We start from the raw sequence: 19731 nt of genomic DNA on the forward strand, positions 1-19731 counted from the left end.
TCCCTCAACCACCCGGCCGGAGCTCCAGGTTGAGCCCTCCCGACCTGAAGGGCCCGACGTCGAGGGGCAGATCGCCGTAGCCCGCGCTCGCCAGCGCCCGCGGGATCTCCGGGTGCGCCGCGACACGCTCCACGAGCCGGGAGTCGATCTCCAGGCGCACGGTGTCCCCGAGATCACGGACCCGCAGATCGGTCACCGTCAGTCCCGCGTCGGCGAGCAGGGCGCGTACGGCGGTCTCCGCGCGGTCGACGCGGGCAAGGCGGTGCGGGGTGACCTCGATGCCGTAGCGGATCCGGCTGGCGAGGCAGGGGGTCGCCGGCTTGTCCCAGGTGGGCAGGTCCCAGGCCCTGCTGAGCCGTCGTACGGCCGCCTTGTCCAGGCCGGTGTCGAGCAGCGGGGTGTGGATGCCGCGTTCCCGGCCGGCCCGGATGCCCGGGCGGTGCGGGTCGCGGGCGTCGTCCGAGTTGGTCCCGGTGGCCACCTGGTCGTGGCCGTGCTCGCGGGCGAGCGCGGCGATCGTGTCCAGGACCTCCGACTTGCAGAAGTAGCAGCGGTCGCGGCCGTTGGCCCGGTAGCCGGGGCGGGAGAGCTCCTCGGTGCGCGGGGTCAGGTGGACCACGCCCAGGCTCTCGGCGAGCCTGCGGGCCCGGGGGAGTTCTTCCGCGGCCAGGCTCTCGGACACCGCGGTGACGGCCAGGACCCGCTCCGGTCCCAGGGCGCGCACCGCGGCGGCGAGGACGAGCGCGGAGTCGGCGCCGCCGGAGTAGGCCACGGCGAGCGGTCCGATGGCTCGCACCTGGTCCAGCAGGCGCTGTTCCTGTGTGTCGTCACCCATGGGTTCCTCGCTCCTTCGGCGGGTGGTCCTCGGCCTGCCCGCGCAGCGCACGGGCGGCCACCGCACGCAGGGGCAGGCCCAGTTGGGTCGCGGCGGCCACCAGGTCGTCGTGTTCGGGCTTGGCCCGGTGGGGGCCGTGTTTGATCCGCACCGGGTGTCCGTCGACGTCGACGGTCTCGAAGCGGCGCGGCAGGGTGGTGCGGGTCGCCGTCAGGCGGCGGATGCCGAGGCTGCCGGTCTCGGCCAGGACGAGGTCCCGCAGCGCCCGCTCGTGCTCGGGGCTGGTGAGCACGTGCAGCACCTGGGCGGGTCGGCCCTTCTTCATCACGGCTGGGGTGGCCCAGGCGTCGAGCGCCCCGGCGTCCATGGCCCGGGCGATGGTGTGGCCGAGGATCTCGCCGGTGACGTCGTCGAGGTTGGTCTCCAGGACGACGACGTCCTCCTGGCCGGTTCGGGCCGGTTCGCCGAGGGTGACGGCGGTGACGTTGGGCCGGTCGGGCAGGCGTCGGGTGCCCGCGCCGTAGCCGGTGGGCCCGAGGGTCATGGGCGGCGGTGGGCCGTACCGGGCCCCGGAGGCGCGCAGCAGCGCGGCGCCGGTCGGGGTCACCGTCTCCCCCGGCAGGTCGGTGCCGGTGACCGCGGCTCCGGCGAGCAGGGCGAGCGTCGCCGGGGCCGGGCAGGGCAGGACGCCGTGGGCCGCCTCGATGCGCCCCCGGCCGAGGGGCAGCGGCGAGCTGACGACCTCGGTGACGCCGAGGGCGTGCAGGGCGGCGGCGGTGCCGACGATGTCGACGAGGGTGTCGTGGCCGCCCAGTTCGTGCAGGTGGACGGTGGCGGGGTCGGCGTCGTGCAGACGGCCCTCCACCTCGGCCACGACGGTCACCGCGGCGACCGCGAGGGCCGCCACGGGCTCGGGGGTGGCCCGGGAGGCGAGGTCGATCACCTCGGCTGCGTGGCGCTCGGTGAGGCAATCGGTGACGTGGACGTGGACCCGTGTGGCGGACAGGCCGTGGTCGGTGACGCGCTCGGTGGTGAGTTCCCATCCGGTCAGGCCGGTGGCGGCGACGGCGGCTCGGATACGGTCCAGGGGTGCCCCGGCGTCGATCAGCGCGGCCAGCAGCATGTCGCCGGCCAGGCCGGTGAAGGGGTTGATCCAGCAGATCACCGGGCGCCTCCGTGGTCGTCGGGGTCGCGGCGCGACCGGGCGATGCGGTGGACGGCCATCGCGGCCGAGAAACCGGAGTCGATGTTGACCACGGTCACCCCGGCCGCGCAGGACGCGTGCATGGCGAGCAGTGCGGTGACTCCCTCCAGCGAGGCGCCGTAGCCCGTGGAGACGGGGACCGCCACGACGGGTGCGCGGACCAGGCCGCCGACCACGCTGGCCAGTGCGCCCTCCATCCCGGCCACGACGATCACCGCGTCCGCGGCGCCGAGTTGGTCCCGGACCTGGAGGACACGGTCGAGTCCGGCCACACCCACGTCGTGGACGGCGCTGGTGTCCAGGCCGACGGCGGTGGCCACCGCGACCGCCTCGGCGGCGACCGGCCAGTCGGACGTCCCGGCGGCCGCGACGAGGACGGAGAAGTCACCGGTGACCGCGGGGCGCCACAGCAGCAGGCGGGCCTCCGCGTCGTACGTGCCGCCCGCCACGGACGCCAGGACGGCCTCGGCGACATCCGGTGCGACGCGGGTGACGAGCACCGGGCCGGTGTTGTGGGTCAGCAGCCCGGTGACGATGCCGGTGATCTGCTCCGGGGTCTTGCCGGGTCCGTAGACGACCTCGGGCAGCCCCTGGCGGGCCTCGCGGTCGAGGTCGACGCGGGCGAAGCCCAGGTTCAGCACCTCGCTCATGACCGGCCCTCGTCGATGTACGGGATGGTCTGCGGCCCCTCGGGCAGGACGCACACCCGGGCGCCCGGACCCGCGGCGGCCAGGGCCTCGGCGACGGTGGCCGACACGTCCCGGGTCTGCTCCAGATGGGCGGTGGCCAGGTCGGCGTCGCTGAGGAAGCCGGTGTGCATGACGACCCGGCTGCCGGACTGGACGCGCGCCTGGATCTGGACCTGCCACTGGTCGGGGACGGTCTCGGTGCGGGCGCTGATGTCGTCGAACAGTGCCTGCGGGGAGGGGGCGGAGGCGAGGACCTCCCGGTAGGAGCCGTGGTCGGGGAAGCCGTCGCGGCACTCGGCGGCGCAGACGATCGTCCCGCCGGGGCGGACCACCTGGTAGGCGGCGGACATGCCCTTGACGGCCTGGTAGAGGTTCTGGTCCAGCGGGAAGCCGGAGTTGGTGGTGACGACGACGTCGAACGGCGCCTCGACCGGACGCATCGCCATGCGCCTGGCCGCCGCGGTGGCGGCCGCGTGCATCGGCAGCAGATCACCGCCGAACGCGGCCACAATGTCCTGGTCGCGGTTGAGCACCACGTCCAGCGCGAAGGTCACGCCGGTGGCCTCGGCGATGGCGCGTACGTCGTCGTGGACCGGGTTGCCGTGGATGACGCCCCAGGTGGCGCGGGGGTCGCCGATCCGGGCCGCGTCGTGCAGCACGAGGACGGTCTCCAGGGCGGCGAGGCCGGGGGCGACGAGTTTCGGGCCGCCCGAGAAGCCGGCGAAGAAGTGCGGCTCGACGAAGCCGGTGGTGATGCGGACGTCCGCCTCCGCCCACTCGCGGTTCAGCCACACCGGCACGTCCTTGCCGTACGTGCCCATCCAGGTCAGCTGCCCGGCGTCGCGGGCGTCGTGGTTGACGATCCGTACGGTGTCCACGACCTCGTCGCCGAACATCGCGCGCAGCTCGGCCTCGCTGTTGCCGCGGTGGGTGCCGGTGGCGACGAGGATGACGACGTCCTCCAGGCGGACGATGCCGTCGAGTTCGTCGAGGACGGCCGGGATCATCAGATGGCGCGGCTGGGGGCGGGTGCCGTCGCAGGCCGAGATCGCGACCGTCTGTCCGGGCCGGACGCGGTCACGCAGAGGCGGTCCGGCGACCGGGTCGCGCAGGGCCGCGCGCAGCACCGCCGACTGGTCCGCGGCGGCCTGGTGGTGGACGGGTTCGACGACGGTCGCCGCGCTCGGGTCGACGTCGATGTCGAGTCCCGACCGACCGTAGGCCAGACGTACTTTCACGGGGTTTCCTCACGCAGTCTTTCCAGGGGCAGTTGGTAAGCGCGGGCCGCTGTGCGGCCGAACACCTCGGCACGCTCGGCGGCGCTCAGCCCGGAGGTGAGTTCCTCCGTGGTGCGGACGAGCTGCTGGTAGGAGGCGGCGAGCAGGCAGACCGGCCAGTCGGAGCCGAACATCACCCGGGACGGGCCGAAGGCGTCCAGCACGACGTCGGCGTAGGGGCGCAGGTCGGCCGTGGTCCAGCTGCCGCGGTCGGCCTCGGTGACCATCCCGGACAGCTTGCAGAACACGTTCGGCTCGGCGGCCAGCGCACGGACCCGGGTGGCCCAGGGCTCCCGCTCGCCCGAGGCGATGGGCGGTTTGGAGATGTGGTCCAGGACGAAGGTCAGCTCGGGGAGCGCACGGACCGTGTCGAGGGCGGCGGGCAGCTGGTCCGGGACGGTGAGGAGGTCGTAGACCAGCTCCGCGTGGGCCACCGCGGCCAGGCCGCGCCGGACGTCCGGACGGTTCAGCCAGGCCGGGTCCGGCTCGGCCTGCACCAAGTGCCGTATGCCGGACAGGAGTTCGCCGCCGGTGTCCGCTCGCAGGGCGTCCAGGGTGTCGGTCACGTCCTCGGCCGTCAGGTCCACCCAGCCGACGACGCCGGCGACCAGGTCGGACGACGCGGCCAGGGCCAGGAAGTCGGCGGTCTCGTCCACGTCGGGCAGCACCTGGACGAGGATCGTGCGGTCGATGCCGGCGGCCGCGGTGCCCGCCGCGAGGTCGTCCAAGGTGAAGTCGCGGCGCACGGAGGCCATGTCAGGGCTCTCGAGCCAGTCGTGCCGACGGGCCCTCGGTCGCGAGAGGCGCTCGGGCGAGTCGCCCAGGCGCCACACGTGGTGGTGGGCGTCGATCCTGGTCATCGCGCGTCCGTTCCGAGGGCGTCGAGTTCGTCCCACAGTTCCCGCGGGATCTCCCTGGTGGCGTGGTCGACGTTCTCGGTGACCTCCCGCGCGCTGCGCGCACCGACGACCACCGAGGTGACCGCGGGGTGGCGGTACGGGAACTGCAGCGCGGCCGCGGCGAGGGGCACCCCGTGCGCGGCGCACCGCCGGGCGAGATCCTGGGCGCGTCGGAGCACGGCCTCGGGTGCCGGGCCGTAGTCGTAGGTGGCACCCGGTGCGGGGGCGGCGAGGATGCCGCTGTTGAAGACACCGCCGACCAGGACGCCCACCTCGCGCTCGGCGCACAGGGGCAGCAGTGCGTCGGCGGCGGTGCGGTCCAGCAGGGACCAGCGGCCCGCGACCAGCACGCAGTCGAGGTCGGTCTCGCGGACGAGACGGGTGAGCATCCCGGTCTGGTTCATCCCGGCGCCGATCGCCCGTACGCCCCCTTCGGCCCGCAGCCGCGCGAGGGCCGGGTACGCCCCGCGGACCGCTTCCTCCCCGTGGTCGTCGGGGTCGTGGATAAGGACGATGTCGAAGGCGTCGAGTCCCGAGCGCTCCAGGCTCTCGGCCAGGGAGCGGTAGACGCCGGCCGGGCTGTAGTCGCGGACCCGCACGAGCCCCTCGTCGCCGTGGAAGGCCTCGTCCCCCGGGGCGGAGTCGCCTGGCACGAGCAGGCGGCCGACCTTCGTGGAGACGGTGTACTCCGAGCGCGGGCGACCGGATGCGGTGAGGAAGTCGCCGAGTCTGCGTTCGGCGAGCCCGGCACCGTAGTGGGGAGCCGTGTCGAAGTACCGGAGGCCGGCGGCCCAGGCCGCGTCGAGGGTGGCGGCGGCCTGGTCGGCGCCGACCGCCGAGAACAGGCCGGCCAGGGGCGCGGTGCCCAGACCGAGCCGGCTGACGGTGACACCGGAACGGCCGAGTGGGACCTGCTCGGCGTACGGGGGGAGGTCTGTCCCGAGTCTGGGGTGCGGGGCGGTCCCCGCGGTTTGGTGCGGGTCGGTCCCCGATGTCCGGTGCGAGTCGGTCCCCACGGTCCCGTGCGAGTCGGTCCCCGCGGTCCGGTTCGGGTCGGTCCCGGGACGCGGGTGCGGGCCCGTCCCGGTGTGCGGATGCGGGTCGAGGGGGGCCATCAGGCCTGGCCGAGGACGTGCCGCTGGCGGCCGAGCCGGTCGATCTCCACCTCGACGACGTCCCCTTCCCTCAGATAGGGGAAGTCGTTGGCGCCGAAGGCGACCCCGGCCGGGGTTCCGGTGTTGATGACGTCGCCCGGCTCCAGCACCATGAACTGGCTCAGGTACCACACGATGTGCCGCACGCCGAAGATCATGTTCTTGGTGTGGCCGTCCTGCCGCACTTGCCCGTTGACCCACAGCCGCATCGCGAGCCCCTGCGGGTCGCCGACCTCGTCGGGGGTGACCAGCCAGGGACCGAGCGGGTTGAACGTCTCGCAGGACTTGCCCTTGTCCCACTGTCCGCCCCGCTCGTGCTGGAAGGCGCGCTCGGTGACGTCGTCCGCGACGGCGTAGCCCGCGACGACCTCGTCGGCGGCCTCCTCGGAGTCGAGATAGCGCGCGGTGCGGCCGATGACGATCGCGAGTTCGATCTCGTAGTCCGTCTTGACGCTGGTGCGTGGGATCAGCACGGTGTCGTCGGGGCCGACCACGGTGTTCGCGGCCTTCATGAAGACCACCGGTTCCGCGGGCGGCGGGGTCGCGGTCTCGGCGGCGTGGTCGACGTAGTTGAGGCCGACGCACACGACCTTGCCGGGGCGGGCGACGGGTGCGCCGATCCGCTGCCCGGCGAGCTCGATCCGGGGCAGGAGGCCGTCGGCGAGTGCGGTCCGGGCGCGGTCCGGGCCGCCGCCCGCGAGGAAGGCGCCGTCGATGTCGGCGGTGAGCGGGGAAAGGTCGTGGGCGGTTCCGTCGGCGTCCAGGACGGCGGGTCGTTCCAGGCCCGGCGGGCCTATGCGCAGCAATCTCATCGGTTCTCCTGAGGGTGATCGGTCGGAAGAGACGGGGACATACCCGTCGGCGTCGGTCCTGGCATCAGGCGCCGCGTCCGACCGGGTCGGGCGTCAGCGGCACGTCGGCACTGAGGTCATGGCGTCAGCGGCAAGGTCGACGCTGAGGTCAACACGTCCGCGGCAGCGCTGAGGTCACAGCGCCAGCGGCAAGGCCGGCGCTGGCGGCACGGTCCGGCGCCGCACGTGAAGTCAGGTCGCTGCGGCAAGGTCGGCCCCCGTCTCCCCGCCCCAGTGCGCCCGCAGCCACCGCTCCGTCGTCGTGACGTGCAGGAGAGCCGCGGCCTGCGCGAGGGCCGCGTCCCCGTCCGCGAGGGCCTGGTAGATGGCCTCGTGCTCGGCGACGGTGCGCGCGGCGGCGTTGTCGTCGACCAGGCCGCGCCAGATCCGGGCGCGCACGGTGCGGCTGGAAATGCCCTCCAGCAGGGCGGCGAGCGTGGCGTTGCCGGTGGCCGCGACCACTGTGCGGTGGAAGGCGGAGTCGTGCTCGTTGAGCCGCTCCACGTCCTCGCGGGCGGCGCGCATCGCGTCCAGATGGCGCTCCACCTCGCCGAGGGCGGCGGCCGAGATCCGGGTCGCGGCGAGCGCCGTGGCCACCGGCTCGAACAGCCGGCGCACCTCGGTGAGCTCCAGCAGTGTGTCGCCGTGCAGCAGCTCCACGGCGGATCCGACACCGCTGAGCAGCAGCTCCGGCTCCAGGCTGGTCACATAGGTGCCGTCGCCGCGACGGATCTCCAGCACCCGGGAGACGACCAGGGCCTTCACCGCCTCCCGCGTCAGGTTCCTCGACAGCCCCAGCTCGGCGGCGAGCTGCGGCTCGGGCGACAGCTTGGCTCCCGGAGCCAGCTCACCGGACTGGATGAGCTCCCTGATGCGGTCGATGGCCTTGTCGGTGAGTGACATGGATCGCCGTCCCCTCTTGGTGCGTGCGCCAGCGGCACCGTAGCAATACATCCCATGCCTGCGGAAGAGATGGGATGACTGAACCCCCTCCCGAACCCCACAATGATCGACATCAATGCAGGTAATCGACAGGAGTGGCAAATTGTTTCGCTGGAGGTATGGACAGCGAGACCGGGAGGCCCCTTAAATCCATCCCATGTCCGATACCTGTTGCTGCACAGGGGACATGCCTACGACACATGACGACAGGTGGTTTGCCATGACCCCGAACAGACACCGCGGCCCCCGGGCCTGGACGGCCGGGCACCATGACTGAACTGATCAGCTCCGTCGAAGCGGTGGACGTCCGGTTCCCGACCTCGCTCCACCTCGACGGCTCCGACGCCATGAACCCCGAACCCGACTACTCGGCCGCCTATGTGACGGTCCGTACGAGCGGCGGCGACGAGGGACACGGGCTCGCCTTCACGGTGGGACGCGGCAACGACGTGGAGGTCGCCGCCGTCCGCGCGCTGGCTCCCCTGGTGGTCGGTCTGCCGGTGGAAGAGGTCCTCAGCGACCTCGGCGCCTTCTCCCGGCGGCTGACCGGCGACAGTCAACTGCGCTGGCTGGGACCGGAGAAGGGTGCCATCCACATGGCCGCCGCGGCGATCGTCAACGCCGTGTGGGACCTGTACGGCCGCCGTACCGGCAAGCCCGTCTGGCGTCTGCTGTCCGAGCTGTCCCCCGAACAGCTGGTCGACCTGGTCGACTTCCGCTACCTGGAGGACGCGCTGACCCGCGACGAGGCGCTGGACATCCTGCGCCGCGCCGAGCCCGGCCGCGCCGAACGCACCGCCCACCTGCTGGCCTCCGGCTACCCGGCCTACACCACGACGCCCGGCTGGCTCGGTTACGACGACGAGAAGCTGGTACGGCTGTCCAAGGAGGCGGTCGCCGACGGCTTCTCCCAGATCAAGCTGAAGGTCGGCGCCGACCGCGAGGCCGATGTCCGCCGGCTGCGACTGGCCCGTGAGGCGGTCGGCCCGGACATCCGGATCGCCGTCGACGCCAACCAGGCCTGGGGAGTCCGGACGGCGATCGACTGGATGCGCTCGCTCGCCCCCTACGACCCCTACTGGATCGAGGAGCCCACCTCCCCCGACGACATCCTCGGCCACGCCGCCGTCCGCGAGGCGCTGGCACCGATCAAGGTCGCCACCGGTGAACACACCCACAACCAGGTGATGTTCAAGCAGCTCCTCCAGGCCGGGGCGCTCGACATCCTCCAGATGGACGCCAGTCGCACCGCCGGCGTCACCGAGAACGTCGCCATCCTGCTGCTGGCCGCCAAGTTCGGCGTCCCGGTCTGCCCGCACGCCGGCGGGGTCGGCCTGTGCGAGATGGTGCAGCACCTGGCGATGTTCGACTACGTGGCCGTCAGCGGCACCACCGAGGACCGCGTGATCGAGTACGTCGACCATCTGCACGAGCACTTCACCGACCCGGTGCGCATCCGGGACGGCCGCTATCTCGCCCCCACCGCGCCCGGCATCAGCGCGGAGCTCCACGCCGACTCGGTCACCGCCCACCGGTACCCGGACGGGCCCGTCTGGCAGGAGGCGACCACCGCGTGAGCGGATCCGAACTCTCCGGCCTGACGGCGGTCGTCACCGGCGGCGCGTCCGGCATCGGCCTGGCCGCCGCCCGGCTGCTCGCCGCCCGGGGCGCCCGGGTCGCCTGCCTCGACCTCACGCCGGACGAGGTGCCCGCACCACTGGTCGGCATCCGGGCCGACGTGACCGACGACACCGCGGTGCGGTCGGCCGTCGAGGAGGCCGCGCGGGTGCTCGGCGGCATCGACATCCTGGTCAACAACGCCGGTATCGGCGCCCAGGGCTCCATCGAGGACAACTCCGATGACGAATGGCACCACGTCTTCGACGTCAACGTCCTCGGGATCGTCCGGGTGACCCGGGCCGCTCTGCCTCATCTGCGTCGCTCCGCTCACGCGGCCGTCGTCAACACCTGCTCGATCGCGGCGACCGCGGGGCTGCCCCAGCGGGCCCTGTACTCCGCGACCAAGGGCGCCGTCCTCGCCCTCACCCGGGCGACCGCCGCCGACCTCGTGCACGACGGCATCCGCGTCAACTGCGTCAACCCCGGCACGGTCGACACCCCGTGGGTCGGCAGGCTGCTGGAGCGCGCCGCCGACCCGGAGGCCGAACGCGCCGCCCTCCACGCCCGCCAGCCCATGGGACGTCTCGTCACCGCCGAGGAGGTGGCCGCGGCCGTCGCCCATCTCGCGAGCCCGCTCGCCGCCTCCACCACCGGTACCGATCTCGCCGTCGACGGCGGGATGCAAGGACTGCGGATCCGCCCGCGGGGCTGACCGCGAGAACACCCGGAAACCTCCGTTCCCTTCCAGGCTCACCCGCACCAAGGAGAAGAGCAATGACGCTCAGACACACCCGGTACGCCTGTTTCGGCGCACTCGCCGTCCTCACCGTCTCCGCCCTCACCGCCTGCCAGAGCTCCAGCACCTCGGCCGGCGCCGGCGACGGCAAGCCCGTCGTGGGTGTCGACTACCCCCGCTCCGACACCGACTTCTGGAACTCGTACATCAAGTACACGCCCCAGTACGGCAAAGAGCTGGGCCTCGACCTGAAGACCACCAACTCGCAGAACGACGTGGCCAAGCTGACCGCGAACGCCCAGACCTTCATCAGCCAGGGCGTCAAGGGGGTGGCGATGGCCCCGCAGGACACCGCGGCCATCGCGCCCACGCTGGCGCAGATGGAGGCGAAGAAGATCCCGGTCGTCACCGTGGACACCCGCCCCGACACGGGCAAGGTCTACATGGTGGTGCGGGCCGACAACCGCGCGTACGGCGAGAAGGCCTGCCAGTTCCTCGGCACCAAGCTCGGCGGCAAGGGCAAGGTCGTGATGCTCCAGGGCGACCTCTCCTCCATCAACGGCCGTGACCGCACCGAGGCGTTCAACGACTGCATGAAGAAGAACTACCCCGGCATCAAGGTCTTCGGCGAGGCCACCAACTGGGACGGGGCCGTCGCCGCGCAGAAGCTCCAGACCGACCTGACGGCCAACCCGGACATCAAGGGCGTCTACATGCAGTCCAGCTTCGCGCTCTCGGGCACGCTCCAGGTGCTCAAGCAGAAGGGGCTGCTGGTCGGCCCGAAGGACAAGAAGCACGTCTTCATCGTGTCCAACGACGGCATCCCCGAGGAACTCAAGGACATCGCGGCCGGCCAGATCGACGCCACCGTCTCCCAGCCGGCCGACCTCTACGCCAAGTACGCCCTCTACTACCTGAAGGCGGCGATCGACGGCAAGACGTTCAAGCCCGGCAGGACCGACCACGACAGCACCATCATCCAGGTCCGCGACGGACTCCTGGAGGACCAGCTGTCCGCCCCGCTGGTCACCGCCGACGGCGGCACCTACGGCGGCGTCAGCAGCATCAAGAGCGACGACAAGTCCCTCTGGGGCAACAACCTCGGCTGACCGGAAGGCGACACGCAGACATGGTTACTGCTCCGCCCGTCGCCGAGGCGGCGGGGATCACGAAGCGGTTCGGATCCACGGTCGCGCTCAGCGACGCCCGGATCACGATCGCACCCGGGCAGACACACGCGCTGGTGGGACGCAACGGCGCGGGGAAGTCGACCCTGGTCTCGGTCCTCACCGGCCTCCAGGCACCCGACACGGGCACGGTGACCTTCGCCGGCGAGCCGGCTCCCCGGCTCGCCGACCGGGACGCCTGGCGGCAGCGGGTGGCCTGCGTCTACCAGAAGTCCACGATCATCCCCGAACTGACGGTGGCGGAGAACCTCTTCCTCAACCGCCACGACCGCGGCCGGGGCGGCCTGATCAGCTGGCGCACGCTCCGCCGCAAGGCCGAGGAGCTGCTGCGGACCTGGTCGGTCGACGTGGACGTGCGCACGGCGGCGGGTGAACTGGACGTCGAGCAGCGGCAGTTCGTGGAGATCGCCCGGGCGCTGTCCTTCGGGGCCCGGTTCATCGTCCTCGACGAGCCCACCGCGCAGCTGGACGCGGCGGCCATCAACCGCCTGTTCGACCGGATCAAGGACCTCCAGGAACAGGGCGTCACCTTCCTGTTCATCAGCCACCACCTCCAGGAGATCTACGAGATCTGCGACACGGTGACGGTGTTCCGGGACGCCCGGCACATCCTCACCGCGCCCGTCACGGACCTGCCCCGCTCCGAACTCGTCGCCGCCATGACGGGCGACGCCGCTGCGGAGAGCACCGGGAGGCGCCGCGGCGCGTTGGAGACCGGGGTTCCGGAGGTGCTCAAGGTCGTAGGCGCCTCCCTGGACGGCGCCTACGACGACGTGTCGTTCGCGGTCCGCGGCGGCGAGATCGTCGGCCTGGCCGGCGCCGCGAGCAGTGGCCGCACCGAGCTCGCGGAGACCGTGGTGGGCCTGCGCGCCGCCGGTTCCGGCACGGTGGAGATCGCGGGAGCCCGGCCCCGGCCGGGCAGCGTCCCCGCGGCTCTCCGGGCCGGCGTGGGATTCGTCCCACAGGACCGCCACCACCAGGGCTATGTCCCCGGGATGTCCATCGCGGACAACGGCACCCTGACCATCCCGGAACGGCTCGGCCCGCCCGGCTTCATCGACCGGCGTCGCCGTGACCGACTGGCCGAGGACATGATCGAGAACCTGGCGATCAAGACACCGGGGCCCGAGCTGGAGGTCGCCGGGCTCTCCGGAGGCAACCAGCAGAAGGTCGTCATGGCCCGCGCTCTCGCCAGTGACCCCAAGGTGCTGGTGCTCATCAACCCGACCGCCGGCGTCGACGTGCGGTCCAAGGAGTTCCTCCTCGGCAAGGTCGAGGAGACCGCCGAGTCCGGCACCGGGGTGCTCATCGCCTCCGACGAACTCGACGACCTGCGGATGTGCGACCGGGTCCTGGTGATGTTCCAGGGCCGCGTGGTCGCCGAGAAGCCGAGCGGCTGGCACGACCACGAGCTGGTGGCCGCGATGGAAGGAGTGGACCTCGATGTCTGAGACAGCGGCCGCGACCACCGCGAAGACCCCGCCCGACGAACAGCCGGCCGCCCGGAAGGCCGGAGGGCGCAGGATCGCCTTCGCCCGGCTGCGCGACCTGGCCCTCATCCCCGCGATCGTCGTCATCGCGATCGTCGGCCAGATCGTCAACCCGGTGTTCCTCCAGGCCGACAACCTCATCAACGTCCTCCAGACCATGTCCGAGATCGCGGTCCTGGTCCTGGCGCAGACGCTGGTGCTGATCGTCAAGAAGATGGACCTGTCCCTGGAGTCCACGGTCGGTCTGGCCCCCGGTGTCGCCGCCTGGCTCACGGTCCCGGCGGGCGCCACGCACGGCCTGGGGCTGCTCCCGGGCGCCTGGTCGGTGCCGGTCACGCTCGCCGTCGGTCTGCTGATCGGCGCGGTGAACGCCCTGTTCATCATCCGGTTCGGCCTCAACGGCTTCATCGTGACGCTCGGCATGCTGATCGTGCTGCGCGGCATCCTCACCGGCATCTCCGGCGGTCAGACGTTCTTCCAGCTGCCGTCGTCGATGCTGTACATCGGCACCGCACAGTGGCTGGGCATGCCCGCCTCGGTGTGGGTCTGCCTGATCCTGTTCGCCGTCGGGATCGTGGTGCTCGGCTTCACCAGCTTCGGCCGCTCCCTCTACGCCATCGGCGGCAACGTCGACGCGGCGAAGGCGGCCGGCATCCGCACCGACCGGGTGCTGTGGATCGTGATCGTCACCGCGAGCCTGCTGGCGGCGCTCAGCGGTCTGATGCTCTCGGGGCGGCTGGCCTCGGTGGCCTCCGCGCAGGGCAACGGCTACATCTTCACGGTGTTCGCCGCGGCCGTCATCGGCGGCATCAGCCTCAACGGCGGCAAGGGCACGATGTTCGGCGCCTTCACCGGCATCCTGCTGCTCTTCCTGATCCAGAACGTCCTCACCCTCGGCGGCGTCCCCGCGCAGTGGATCGGCGCGCTCAACGGCGCCATCATCCTGATCGCGCTGGCACTCTCCCGGGTGACCGGGGGCAAGGTCCAGGACTAGCCGGTGGAGGCGACCGACTCCCCGGGGCGCCTCCCCCCCCCTCTCCGCCCGGCCACCGCCGGCACACCTGCGCACGGCGCACTCCGCACCATCCCCAGCAGACGTAGGAATTTGCGTGAACGACCCCTCCATGGACCGCCGACGCTTCCTGACCGCCACCGCGATCACCACCGGAGCGGCCGCCCTCCCCGGCGGCCTCCTCGCGGGGAAGGCCGAGGCCGCCGTACCGCCGCAGCTCGCACTCCCCGACCGCGGCATCCACGACACCTCCCCCGCCGCCTCCTGGACCGACGGCTTCCTCACCGGCAACGGCGAGTACGGCGCCGTCCTGCACGGGGCGCCGACCCTGGAGAAGGTGGTCCTCAACTTCCACCGGCTGGTGCTGCCGAACGGCACCCGCACGGTCAAGCCGCCCGTGCTCTCCGGCCGCCTCGACGGCGTACGCGACAAGGCTCTGGCCGGGAACTACGCCGGCGCCAACAGCGACTTCGCCTCCGGATGGGCACTGCGCTGGACACAGACCTACCACCCCGCGTACGAACTGCGCGTCAGCACCCCGGGCATGACCACGGTCGACGACTACGGCCGCACCACCGACTTCCGCACCGGGGAGGTCGCCTCCAGCTGGACCGACCAGTACGGCACCTGGACGCGCCGCGCGTTCGTCTCCAGGGCCGACCAGGTGATCGTCCATGAACTCACCCCCGCACCGGGCCGTACGGTCGACACCACGCTCAGTGTCAACACCGCGCTCGACGGCGTGCCCGGCGGCGTCGGTTTCACCACCCGCGCCACTTCGAGCAACGGCGACGGCTACCTGAACCTGCGCGGCACCTACCCCACGGGACAGGGCGCCTTCGGCTACGAGGGCGTCACGCGGGTCGTGGCGACAGGGGCGGGCTCCTCGGTCACCGTCAGCGGCTCCACGATCGTCGTGGCCAGGGCGACCCGGGTGATCCTGCTGACCAGGCTGGACCGCTACGAGTCGGCCACCGCCTGGAACTCCGAGCCGCTGCATGCCCAACTGGCCACGATCGGCACGGACTACGCCGCTCTGCGCTCGGCGCACACCGCGATCCACACCGAGTTGTACGACCGCTCCCGCCTCGACCTGAACGTCTCCGACACCGACCGCAGGCTCTCCGTCAGCGAGCTCATCGCCCGCCAGAACGCGAACCGGGGCGTCATCGACCTCGCCCTGCTGGAGCGCCTGTACGACTCCGGCCGCTACCTCTTCCTCAGCTCCAGCGGAGTCCTGCCACCCCGCCTCACCGGCATCTGGACGGGTTCCTGGAACGGCGCCTGGGCCGACGACTTCACCACCGACGCCAACATCAACCTCCAGGTCGCCGGCGCCAACATCCTCGACACCACCGATGTCATGCGGGGCTACTTCGACCTGATCCTCGGACAACTCGCCGACTGGCGCACCAACGCCGGCAACCTCTACGGCGCCCGTGGCTTCCTCGCCCCGTCCCGAACCGACGGCGAGTACGGCCACATGCTGCACTTCGACAACAACTCCTTCCCGGGCCAATGCTGGACCGGCGGCGCCGACTGGCTGCTGTACCCGATGCTGGAGTACTACGAGGTCACCGGCGACAGCACCTTCTACGCCACCGAGCTCGCCCCGGCCCTCATGGAACTCGCCCTGTTCTACGAGGACTTCCTCACCCGCACCGACGCGAACGGCAAGGCCGTCTTCGTGCCGTCGTTCTCCATGGAGAACGCGCCCGGCAACACCGGAGTGTGTCTGTCGGTCAACGCCACCGGCGACATCATGGCGGGCAGGCACGCTCTCCAGGCCGCCGTCGACGCCGCCAACACCCTGGGCGTCGAGCAGGGCAGCGGTCAGGGCGTGGCCCGCTGGACGGCGCTGCTGGCCAAGCTGCCCGACTACCGCGTCAACGGCGACAGCGCGCTCGCCGAATGGTCATGGCCCACCCTGACCGACCACTACGACCACCGGCACATCCAGCACCTGTACGGTGCCTGGCCGTTGCACGAGATCAACCCCGAGGAGAAGCCCGCGCTCGTCCGCCCGGCGCTCAAGGCCCTGGAGAGGCGCGGCGACCAGAACATCTCGGCCCACGGCAGCCTCCACCGCGCGCTGGCCGGCGCCCGGCTGAAGGACGGCGGCAAGGTCTACGACAACCTCAAGAAGATCATCGGGAACAACATGGTCTTCAAGTCGCTGATGACCTCGCACAATCCCGACCTCGACATCTACAACGCGGACGCCGCGCACGCCTTGCCGGGTGTGCTCGCAGAGGCCCTGATCTACTCCCGGCCAGGGGTGCTGGAGATCCTGCCGGCCCTGCCCGACCAGCTCACCAAGGGCTCCATCACCGGCGTACGCACCCGCGGCCGGATCCGGATCCACACCTTCGCCTGGGACCTGACCACCCGCGCCGCCACCCTCTCCGTCACCTCGGCGGTCGACCAGACCGTCACCCTCATCAGCCGCCGGGGTATGACGGCCGTGACCACGACCGCGTCCGTCGCCGCCTCGCCCCTGGGCACCCACGCCCGCACGGTGTCCCTGGTCGCCGGAGAGCGCACGGACATCACGGTCTCCCTGCTCAGCGGCTGGTTCCGGCTGGAGAATCGGCGCAGCGGCAAGGCCCTGGACGTCGCGGCCGGAGGCACGGCCGACGGCGCGAAGGTCATCCAGTTCACGCCGTCCGGTGCCACCAACCAGCAGTGGCAGTTCCTGCCCAACGCCGACGGCTCCTTCCGCCTGCGGGCACGGCACAGTGGCAAGGTCCTCGACAGTCCCGGGGGCGGTGCCCAGGGCGCCCAGCTCATCCAGTGGCCGGACGCGGGCAGCGACAACCAGTGGTGGCGGCTCGTCGACGCGGGCGGCGGCTTCCACCGCCTCGTCAACGTCCGCAACGGCACCTGGTGTGCGGACGTCGACGGCGGCTCGACGGCGGACGGCGCCCGTGTCGTCCAGTGGCCCGTCGGGTCCGGGACGAGCCAGGAGTGGCAGATCGTCGGCGTGTGACGGCAGGCGCAGCCGCACGACCGGTCGGAGCCGTGACCTGGCGGCCCTATCCGCCCTGATGGGTCTGGCGGAACGTGCCCGGGGTCGTACCGGTGTGGCGGGTGAAGAACTTGCCGAAGTTGGTGGGTTCGACGAATCCCAGTCGGCGGGCGATCGTCGCCACCGGCTCGTCGGTGTGGGCGAGCAGCCGCTGCGCCTCGAGAGCCACCCGGGCGTCGATGACGTGCTTCACGGGTTGCCCGGTCGCGGCGACACAGGCGCGTGTGAGGGTCTTGACGGTGTATCCGAGACGGTGGGCGTAGTCGGCGGCGCGGCGGGTGGTGGCGTACCCCCGCTCCAGTTCGGCGCGGAAGCGCGCGTACACCTCGCCGCCCGCGTGCGGGTCGCCGCCGTCGTCGGGACGGGGCAGCCGGTCGATCTGCAACAGCACGGTGGCCAGCAGGAGTTGGAGGATCTCCGCCGACGCGGTCCCCTCGGGACGGTCGTACTCGGCCCGCATCTGACCGAGCAGGGTCGACAGGACGGCGTACGCGGGGCGCGCGCCCAACTGCCGGCAGGCAGGCCCGCCCCACTCCTTCACCAGCCGGTCGGCACTGCTGGTGTGGGGCAGGAAGGCCGGTGTGAAGAGGAGCTGGGTGCCGTCGGCGGTGCCCGCCCGCACGAACCGCTGCACCTGGCCTGGGCGGATCCACAGCAGGGTGCCGGGACGGCAGGGGTAGGTCACGAAGTCGACCGCGTGCTCGGCGCTGCCCTCCGTGATCAGCGTGAGGGTGTGGAAGTCGACCCGGTGCACCTGGTCGGCCCGGCTGCCCCGCCGCCGGCGCCGCTCGTGCAGGGTCGCCAGGTCGACGATCTCCAGGCCCGGAACGCGTTCGTGCGGTGGGTTGAAGTCGAGCCGGGGGATGGTTCCCCGCTGTGAGGCGCCCGGGCCCTCGGGATCCACCGCAGGCATCCAATCCTCCAGATGTCCTCGATCTACCATGCCGGGTCTTCAGCGTATCTCGCCTGCCTGCACCTTTGCGACAAGAGTGGAGGGCATCAAGACGGCGCAAGGCCGCCTCCACCACCGCAAGGAGCATCACCATGAACGGCACGGTCACGGTTCTCGACAGGGGCGCGGTCCGCATCCACAGCTACATGTCGCCGGCCGACACCTTTCACACCACCACCCAGCTGATCGAGACCCCGGCGCGGATCGTCGCGATCGACGCGCAGCTGCTTCCCACCTACGCCGAGGAGGCCGTCGCGTACGCCAGGGGCCTCGGCAAGCCGCTGGACCGGCTGATCGTCACCCACGCCCACCCGGACCACTACAACGGCGCCGCCCGCTTCGGCGTCCCCGTGCACGCCCTGGCCCGGGTGACCGAGCAGATCATCGCCCGCGGCGACAGCCACCTGCCGACCGGACAGGTCGTTCCCCTCGCCGAGTTCACCCCCAGCGTGACCCTCGTCCCGGGCACCGAGGTCATCGACGGCGTCCCCTTCGTCTTCGAGGCGGTCTCCGGTGGCGAGGCCGCCGACGAGCTCCTCGTCAAGCTGCCCGAGCAGGGCGTCCTGATCGCCCAGGACCTCGTCTACCACGACGTCCACCTCTACCTGGGCAACAACGACATCGCCGGCTGGCAACAGGCCTTGGACGCACTGGCCTCCGAGAGCGGCTACGACACGATCCTGGCCGGCCACGGCGCCCCCACCGGCCCCGAGGTCTACGAGGACATCCGCCGCTACCTGGACGACGCCCGCGAGCTGCTCGGCGACGACGGCGACGCGTACAAGAAGGCGATCGTGGACCGATACCCCTCCCACGTGGGCCCGTTCATCATCGACATCGCCAACCGGTCGCTGTTCCCCGCCACCGACTGATCCCGGCCCGGAACCCCGACGCCCCACAGGAGAACCGCCCCATGCACGTCCGCACCACCATCACCACGCTCGCCGCGACAGCGGCCCTGCTGACCGCCGCAGCCAGCGCCACGGCGGCGACCGAACCGCTCTCCGAACCGCGTGTCGCCGCCCACTTCGGCCTGGCGGCATCGCAGCAACCCGAGAACATCACTGTCGACCGCACCGGATCGGCGTATCTGACCTTCTCCTTCGCCCGCCAGATCGTCCGCATCACTCCCGGTGGACGACCGCACGTCCTGGCCACGCTGCCCGCGCCCGCGAAGGCGAGCACACCCAACCTGGGCAAGGCGTTCGTCGGGGGCATCGCCCGCGCCGGTGACGGCACCCTCTACGTCACCTACGCCACCGGCACCGCCGACCTGACCGGCATCTGGGCCGTCCGCCCCGGTGGCCGCCCGCACCGGATCGCCGCACTTCCCGCCGACGGGCTGCCCAACGGCCTCGCCCTCGACCAGCACACGCACAGGCTCTACGTCACCGACTCCGTCCACGGCGTCATCTACCGCCTCCCCGCCCGCGGCGGCAAGGCGACCGTCTGGGCACGCGGTGCAGCCCTCCAACCCAGCACCTTCGCCGGCGCCAACGGACTCAAGCTCCACCACGGGGCGGTCTGGGCCACCAACCTCGACAAGGGCACGGTCCTGCGCATTCCGGTCACCGCACGCGGCACCGCGGGCGACATCCAGGTCCGCGCCACCGGCATGCCGTCCATCGACGACTTCGCCTTCACCGGCCACGGCGACACCCTCCTCGCCGCCCGCGACGACAACGAGGTCGACCTCGTCCGCCCCGACGGCACCCACACCGCGGTGCTCACAGCCGCCGACGGCCTGGAGACCCCGACCTCCGTCGCGGTCCACGGCAGCACGGTGTACGTCCCGAGCGCCGCGTACCTCACGAACGAGGACCCCAACCTGCTGCTCGCGCACCTCGACCGCTGA

At 71.7% G+C, this 19731-nt stretch carries 17 protein-coding genes; 8 read left to right on the forward strand and 9 right to left on the reverse strand.

Annotated elements, in window-relative coordinates; all coding sequences use genetic code 11:
• Positions 1-4: 4 nt before the first annotated feature.
• The 8 genes from larE to AC2XR2_RS01180 form a co-directional block, all read right to left on the reverse strand.
• Positions 5-835: an ATP-dependent sacrificial sulfur transferase LarE gene (gene larE, locus AC2XR2_RS01145; RefSeq protein ID WP_491513954.1), complete on the reverse strand. Its 831-nt coding sequence runs from the start codon at positions 833-835 to the stop codon at positions 5-7.
• Positions 828-2000: a nickel pincer cofactor biosynthesis protein LarC gene (larC, locus tag AC2XR2_RS01150; protein WP_491513955.1), complete on the reverse strand. Its 1173-nt coding sequence runs from the start codon at positions 1998-2000 to the stop codon at positions 828-830. The genes larE and larC overlap by 8 nt, the downstream gene beginning before the upstream one ends.
• Entirely contained in the window at positions 1997-2689 is a 693-nt protein-coding gene (gene larB, locus AC2XR2_RS01155; protein WP_491513956.1) for a nickel pincer cofactor biosynthesis protein LarB, read from the reverse strand. The genes larC and larB overlap by 4 nt, the downstream gene beginning before the upstream one ends.
• Positions 2686-3966 (reverse strand): nickel-dependent lactate racemase, encoded by a 1281-nt coding sequence (larA, locus tag AC2XR2_RS01160; RefSeq protein WP_491513957.1) that lies wholly within the window; start codon positions 3964-3966, stop codon positions 2686-2688. Before larA ends, larB begins: the two co-directional genes overlap by 4 nt.
• Positions 3963-4865 carry an amidohydrolase family protein gene (locus AC2XR2_RS01165; protein ID WP_491513958.1) on the reverse strand — a complete coding sequence of 301 codons (903 nt, stop codon included), beginning with the start codon at positions 4863-4865 and terminating at the stop codon, positions 3963-3965. Before AC2XR2_RS01165 ends, larA begins: the two co-directional genes overlap by 4 nt.
• Positions 4862-6019 carry an aldo/keto reductase gene (locus AC2XR2_RS01170; RefSeq protein WP_491513959.1) on the reverse strand — a complete coding sequence of 386 codons (1158 nt, stop codon included), beginning with the start codon at positions 6017-6019 and terminating at the stop codon, positions 4862-4864. Before AC2XR2_RS01170 ends, AC2XR2_RS01165 begins: the two co-directional genes overlap by 4 nt.
• Positions 6019-6870, reverse strand: a complete 852-nt coding sequence (locus AC2XR2_RS01175) for a fumarylacetoacetate hydrolase family protein (protein WP_491513960.1) — start codon at positions 6868-6870, stop codon at positions 6019-6021. Before AC2XR2_RS01175 ends, AC2XR2_RS01170 begins: the two co-directional genes overlap by 1 nt.
• A 231-nt stretch (positions 6871-7101) precedes the next feature.
• Positions 7102-7812: a FadR/GntR family transcriptional regulator gene (locus AC2XR2_RS01180; protein ID WP_381306787.1), complete on the reverse strand. Its 711-nt coding sequence runs from the start codon at positions 7810-7812 to the stop codon at positions 7102-7104.
• 308 nt (positions 7813-8120) lie between these two features.
• On the opposite strand from AC2XR2_RS01180, the gene AC2XR2_RS01185 reads away from it, so the two are divergent.
• The 6 genes from AC2XR2_RS01185 to AC2XR2_RS01210 all read left to right on the forward strand — a co-directional run bounded on the left by AC2XR2_RS01185 (position 8121) and on the right by AC2XR2_RS01210 (position 16885).
• The gene (locus tag AC2XR2_RS01185) at positions 8121-9428 is read left to right on the forward strand and encodes an enolase C-terminal domain-like protein (RefSeq protein ID WP_491513961.1); all 1308 of its coding nucleotides are present in this window, start codon (positions 8121-8123) and stop codon (positions 9426-9428) included.
• Positions 9425-10183 carry an SDR family NAD(P)-dependent oxidoreductase gene (locus AC2XR2_RS01190; protein ID WP_491513962.1) on the forward strand — a complete coding sequence of 253 codons (759 nt, stop codon included), beginning with the start codon at positions 9425-9427 and terminating at the stop codon, positions 10181-10183. The genes AC2XR2_RS01185 and AC2XR2_RS01190 overlap by 4 nt, the downstream gene beginning before the upstream one ends.
• Positions 10184-10245: 62 nt before the next feature.
• Complete coding sequence (locus AC2XR2_RS01195) at positions 10246-11316, forward strand: sugar ABC transporter substrate-binding protein (protein ID WP_381306780.1); 1071 nt, start codon at positions 10246-10248, stop codon at positions 11314-11316.
• A gap of 20 nt (positions 11317-11336) precedes the next feature.
• Complete coding sequence (locus AC2XR2_RS01200) at positions 11337-12845, forward strand: sugar ABC transporter ATP-binding protein (protein ID WP_491513963.1); 1509 nt, start codon at positions 11337-11339, stop codon at positions 12843-12845.
• Positions 12838-13878, forward strand: a complete 1041-nt coding sequence (locus AC2XR2_RS01205) for an ABC transporter permease (protein WP_381306775.1) — start codon at positions 12838-12840, stop codon at positions 13876-13878. The genes AC2XR2_RS01200 and AC2XR2_RS01205 overlap by 8 nt, the downstream gene beginning before the upstream one ends.
• A gap of 115 nt (positions 13879-13993) precedes the next feature.
• Positions 13994-16885: a glycosyl hydrolase family 95 catalytic domain-containing protein gene (locus AC2XR2_RS01210; protein ID WP_491513964.1), complete on the forward strand. Its 2892-nt coding sequence runs from the start codon at positions 13994-13996 to the stop codon at positions 16883-16885.
• A gap of 46 nt (positions 16886-16931) precedes the next feature.
• Here AC2XR2_RS01210 and AC2XR2_RS01215 read toward each other — a convergent pair whose 3' ends face one another.
• Positions 16932-17837, reverse strand: coding sequence for an AraC family transcriptional regulator (locus tag AC2XR2_RS01215; RefSeq protein WP_491513965.1), 906 nt, complete (start codon positions 17835-17837; stop codon positions 16932-16934).
• 131 nt (positions 17838-17968) lie between these two features.
• Here AC2XR2_RS01215 and AC2XR2_RS01220 point away from each other — a divergent pair, with 131 nt between their 5' ends.
• Positions 17969-18748 (forward strand): MBL fold metallo-hydrolase, encoded by a 780-nt coding sequence (locus AC2XR2_RS01220; protein ID WP_491513966.1) that lies wholly within the window; start codon positions 17969-17971, stop codon positions 18746-18748.
• Between the two features lie 41 nt (positions 18749-18789).
• Positions 18790-19731 carry an SMP-30/gluconolactonase/LRE family protein gene (locus tag AC2XR2_RS01225; protein WP_491513967.1) on the forward strand — a complete coding sequence of 314 codons (942 nt, stop codon included), beginning with the start codon at positions 18790-18792 and terminating at the stop codon, positions 19729-19731.

It is taken from the genome of Streptomyces sp. LS-MS-L19 (genome assembly GCF_058382285.1).

Coding starts and splice junctions, on each gene's coding strand:
- AC2XR2_RS01180 (WP_381306787.1), bottom strand. CDS start 7,812: ATGTCACTCACCGACAAGGCCATCGACCGCATCAGGGAGCTCATCCAG.
- AC2XR2_RS01195 (WP_381306780.1), top strand. CDS start 10,246: ATGACGCTCAGACACACCCGGTACGCCTGTTTCGGCGCACTCGCCGTC.
- AC2XR2_RS01200 (WP_491513963.1), top strand. CDS start 11,337: ATGGTTACTGCTCCGCCCGTCGCCGAGGCGGCGGGGATCACGAAGCGG.
- AC2XR2_RS01225 (WP_491513967.1), top strand. CDS start 18,790: ATGCACGTCCGCACCACCATCACCACGCTCGCCGCGACAGCGGCCCTG.
- AC2XR2_RS01185 (WP_491513961.1), top strand. CDS start 8,121: ATGACTGAACTGATCAGCTCCGTCGAAGCGGTGGACGTCCGGTTCCCG.
- AC2XR2_RS01215 (WP_491513965.1), bottom strand. CDS start 17,837: ATGCCTGCGGTGGATCCCGAGGGCCCGGGCGCCTCACAGCGGGGAACC.
- AC2XR2_RS01165 (WP_491513958.1), bottom strand. CDS start 4,865: ATGACCAGGATCGACGCCCACCACCACGTGTGGCGCCTGGGCGACTCG.
- larE (WP_491513954.1), bottom strand. CDS start 835: ATGGGTGACGACACACAGGAACAGCGCCTGCTGGACCAGGTGCGAGCC.
- AC2XR2_RS01170 (WP_491513959.1), bottom strand. CDS start 6,019: ATGGCCCCCCTCGACCCGCATCCGCACACCGGGACGGGCCCGCACCCG.
- AC2XR2_RS01175 (WP_491513960.1), bottom strand. CDS start 6,870: ATGAGATTGCTGCGCATAGGCCCGCCGGGCCTGGAACGACCCGCCGTC.
- AC2XR2_RS01205 (WP_381306775.1), top strand. CDS start 12,838: ATGTCTGAGACAGCGGCCGCGACCACCGCGAAGACCCCGCCCGACGAA.
- larB (WP_491513956.1), bottom strand. CDS start 2,689: ATGAGCGAGGTGCTGAACCTGGGCTTCGCCCGCGTCGACCTCGACCGC.
- AC2XR2_RS01220 (WP_491513966.1), top strand. CDS start 17,969: ATGAACGGCACGGTCACGGTTCTCGACAGGGGCGCGGTCCGCATCCAC.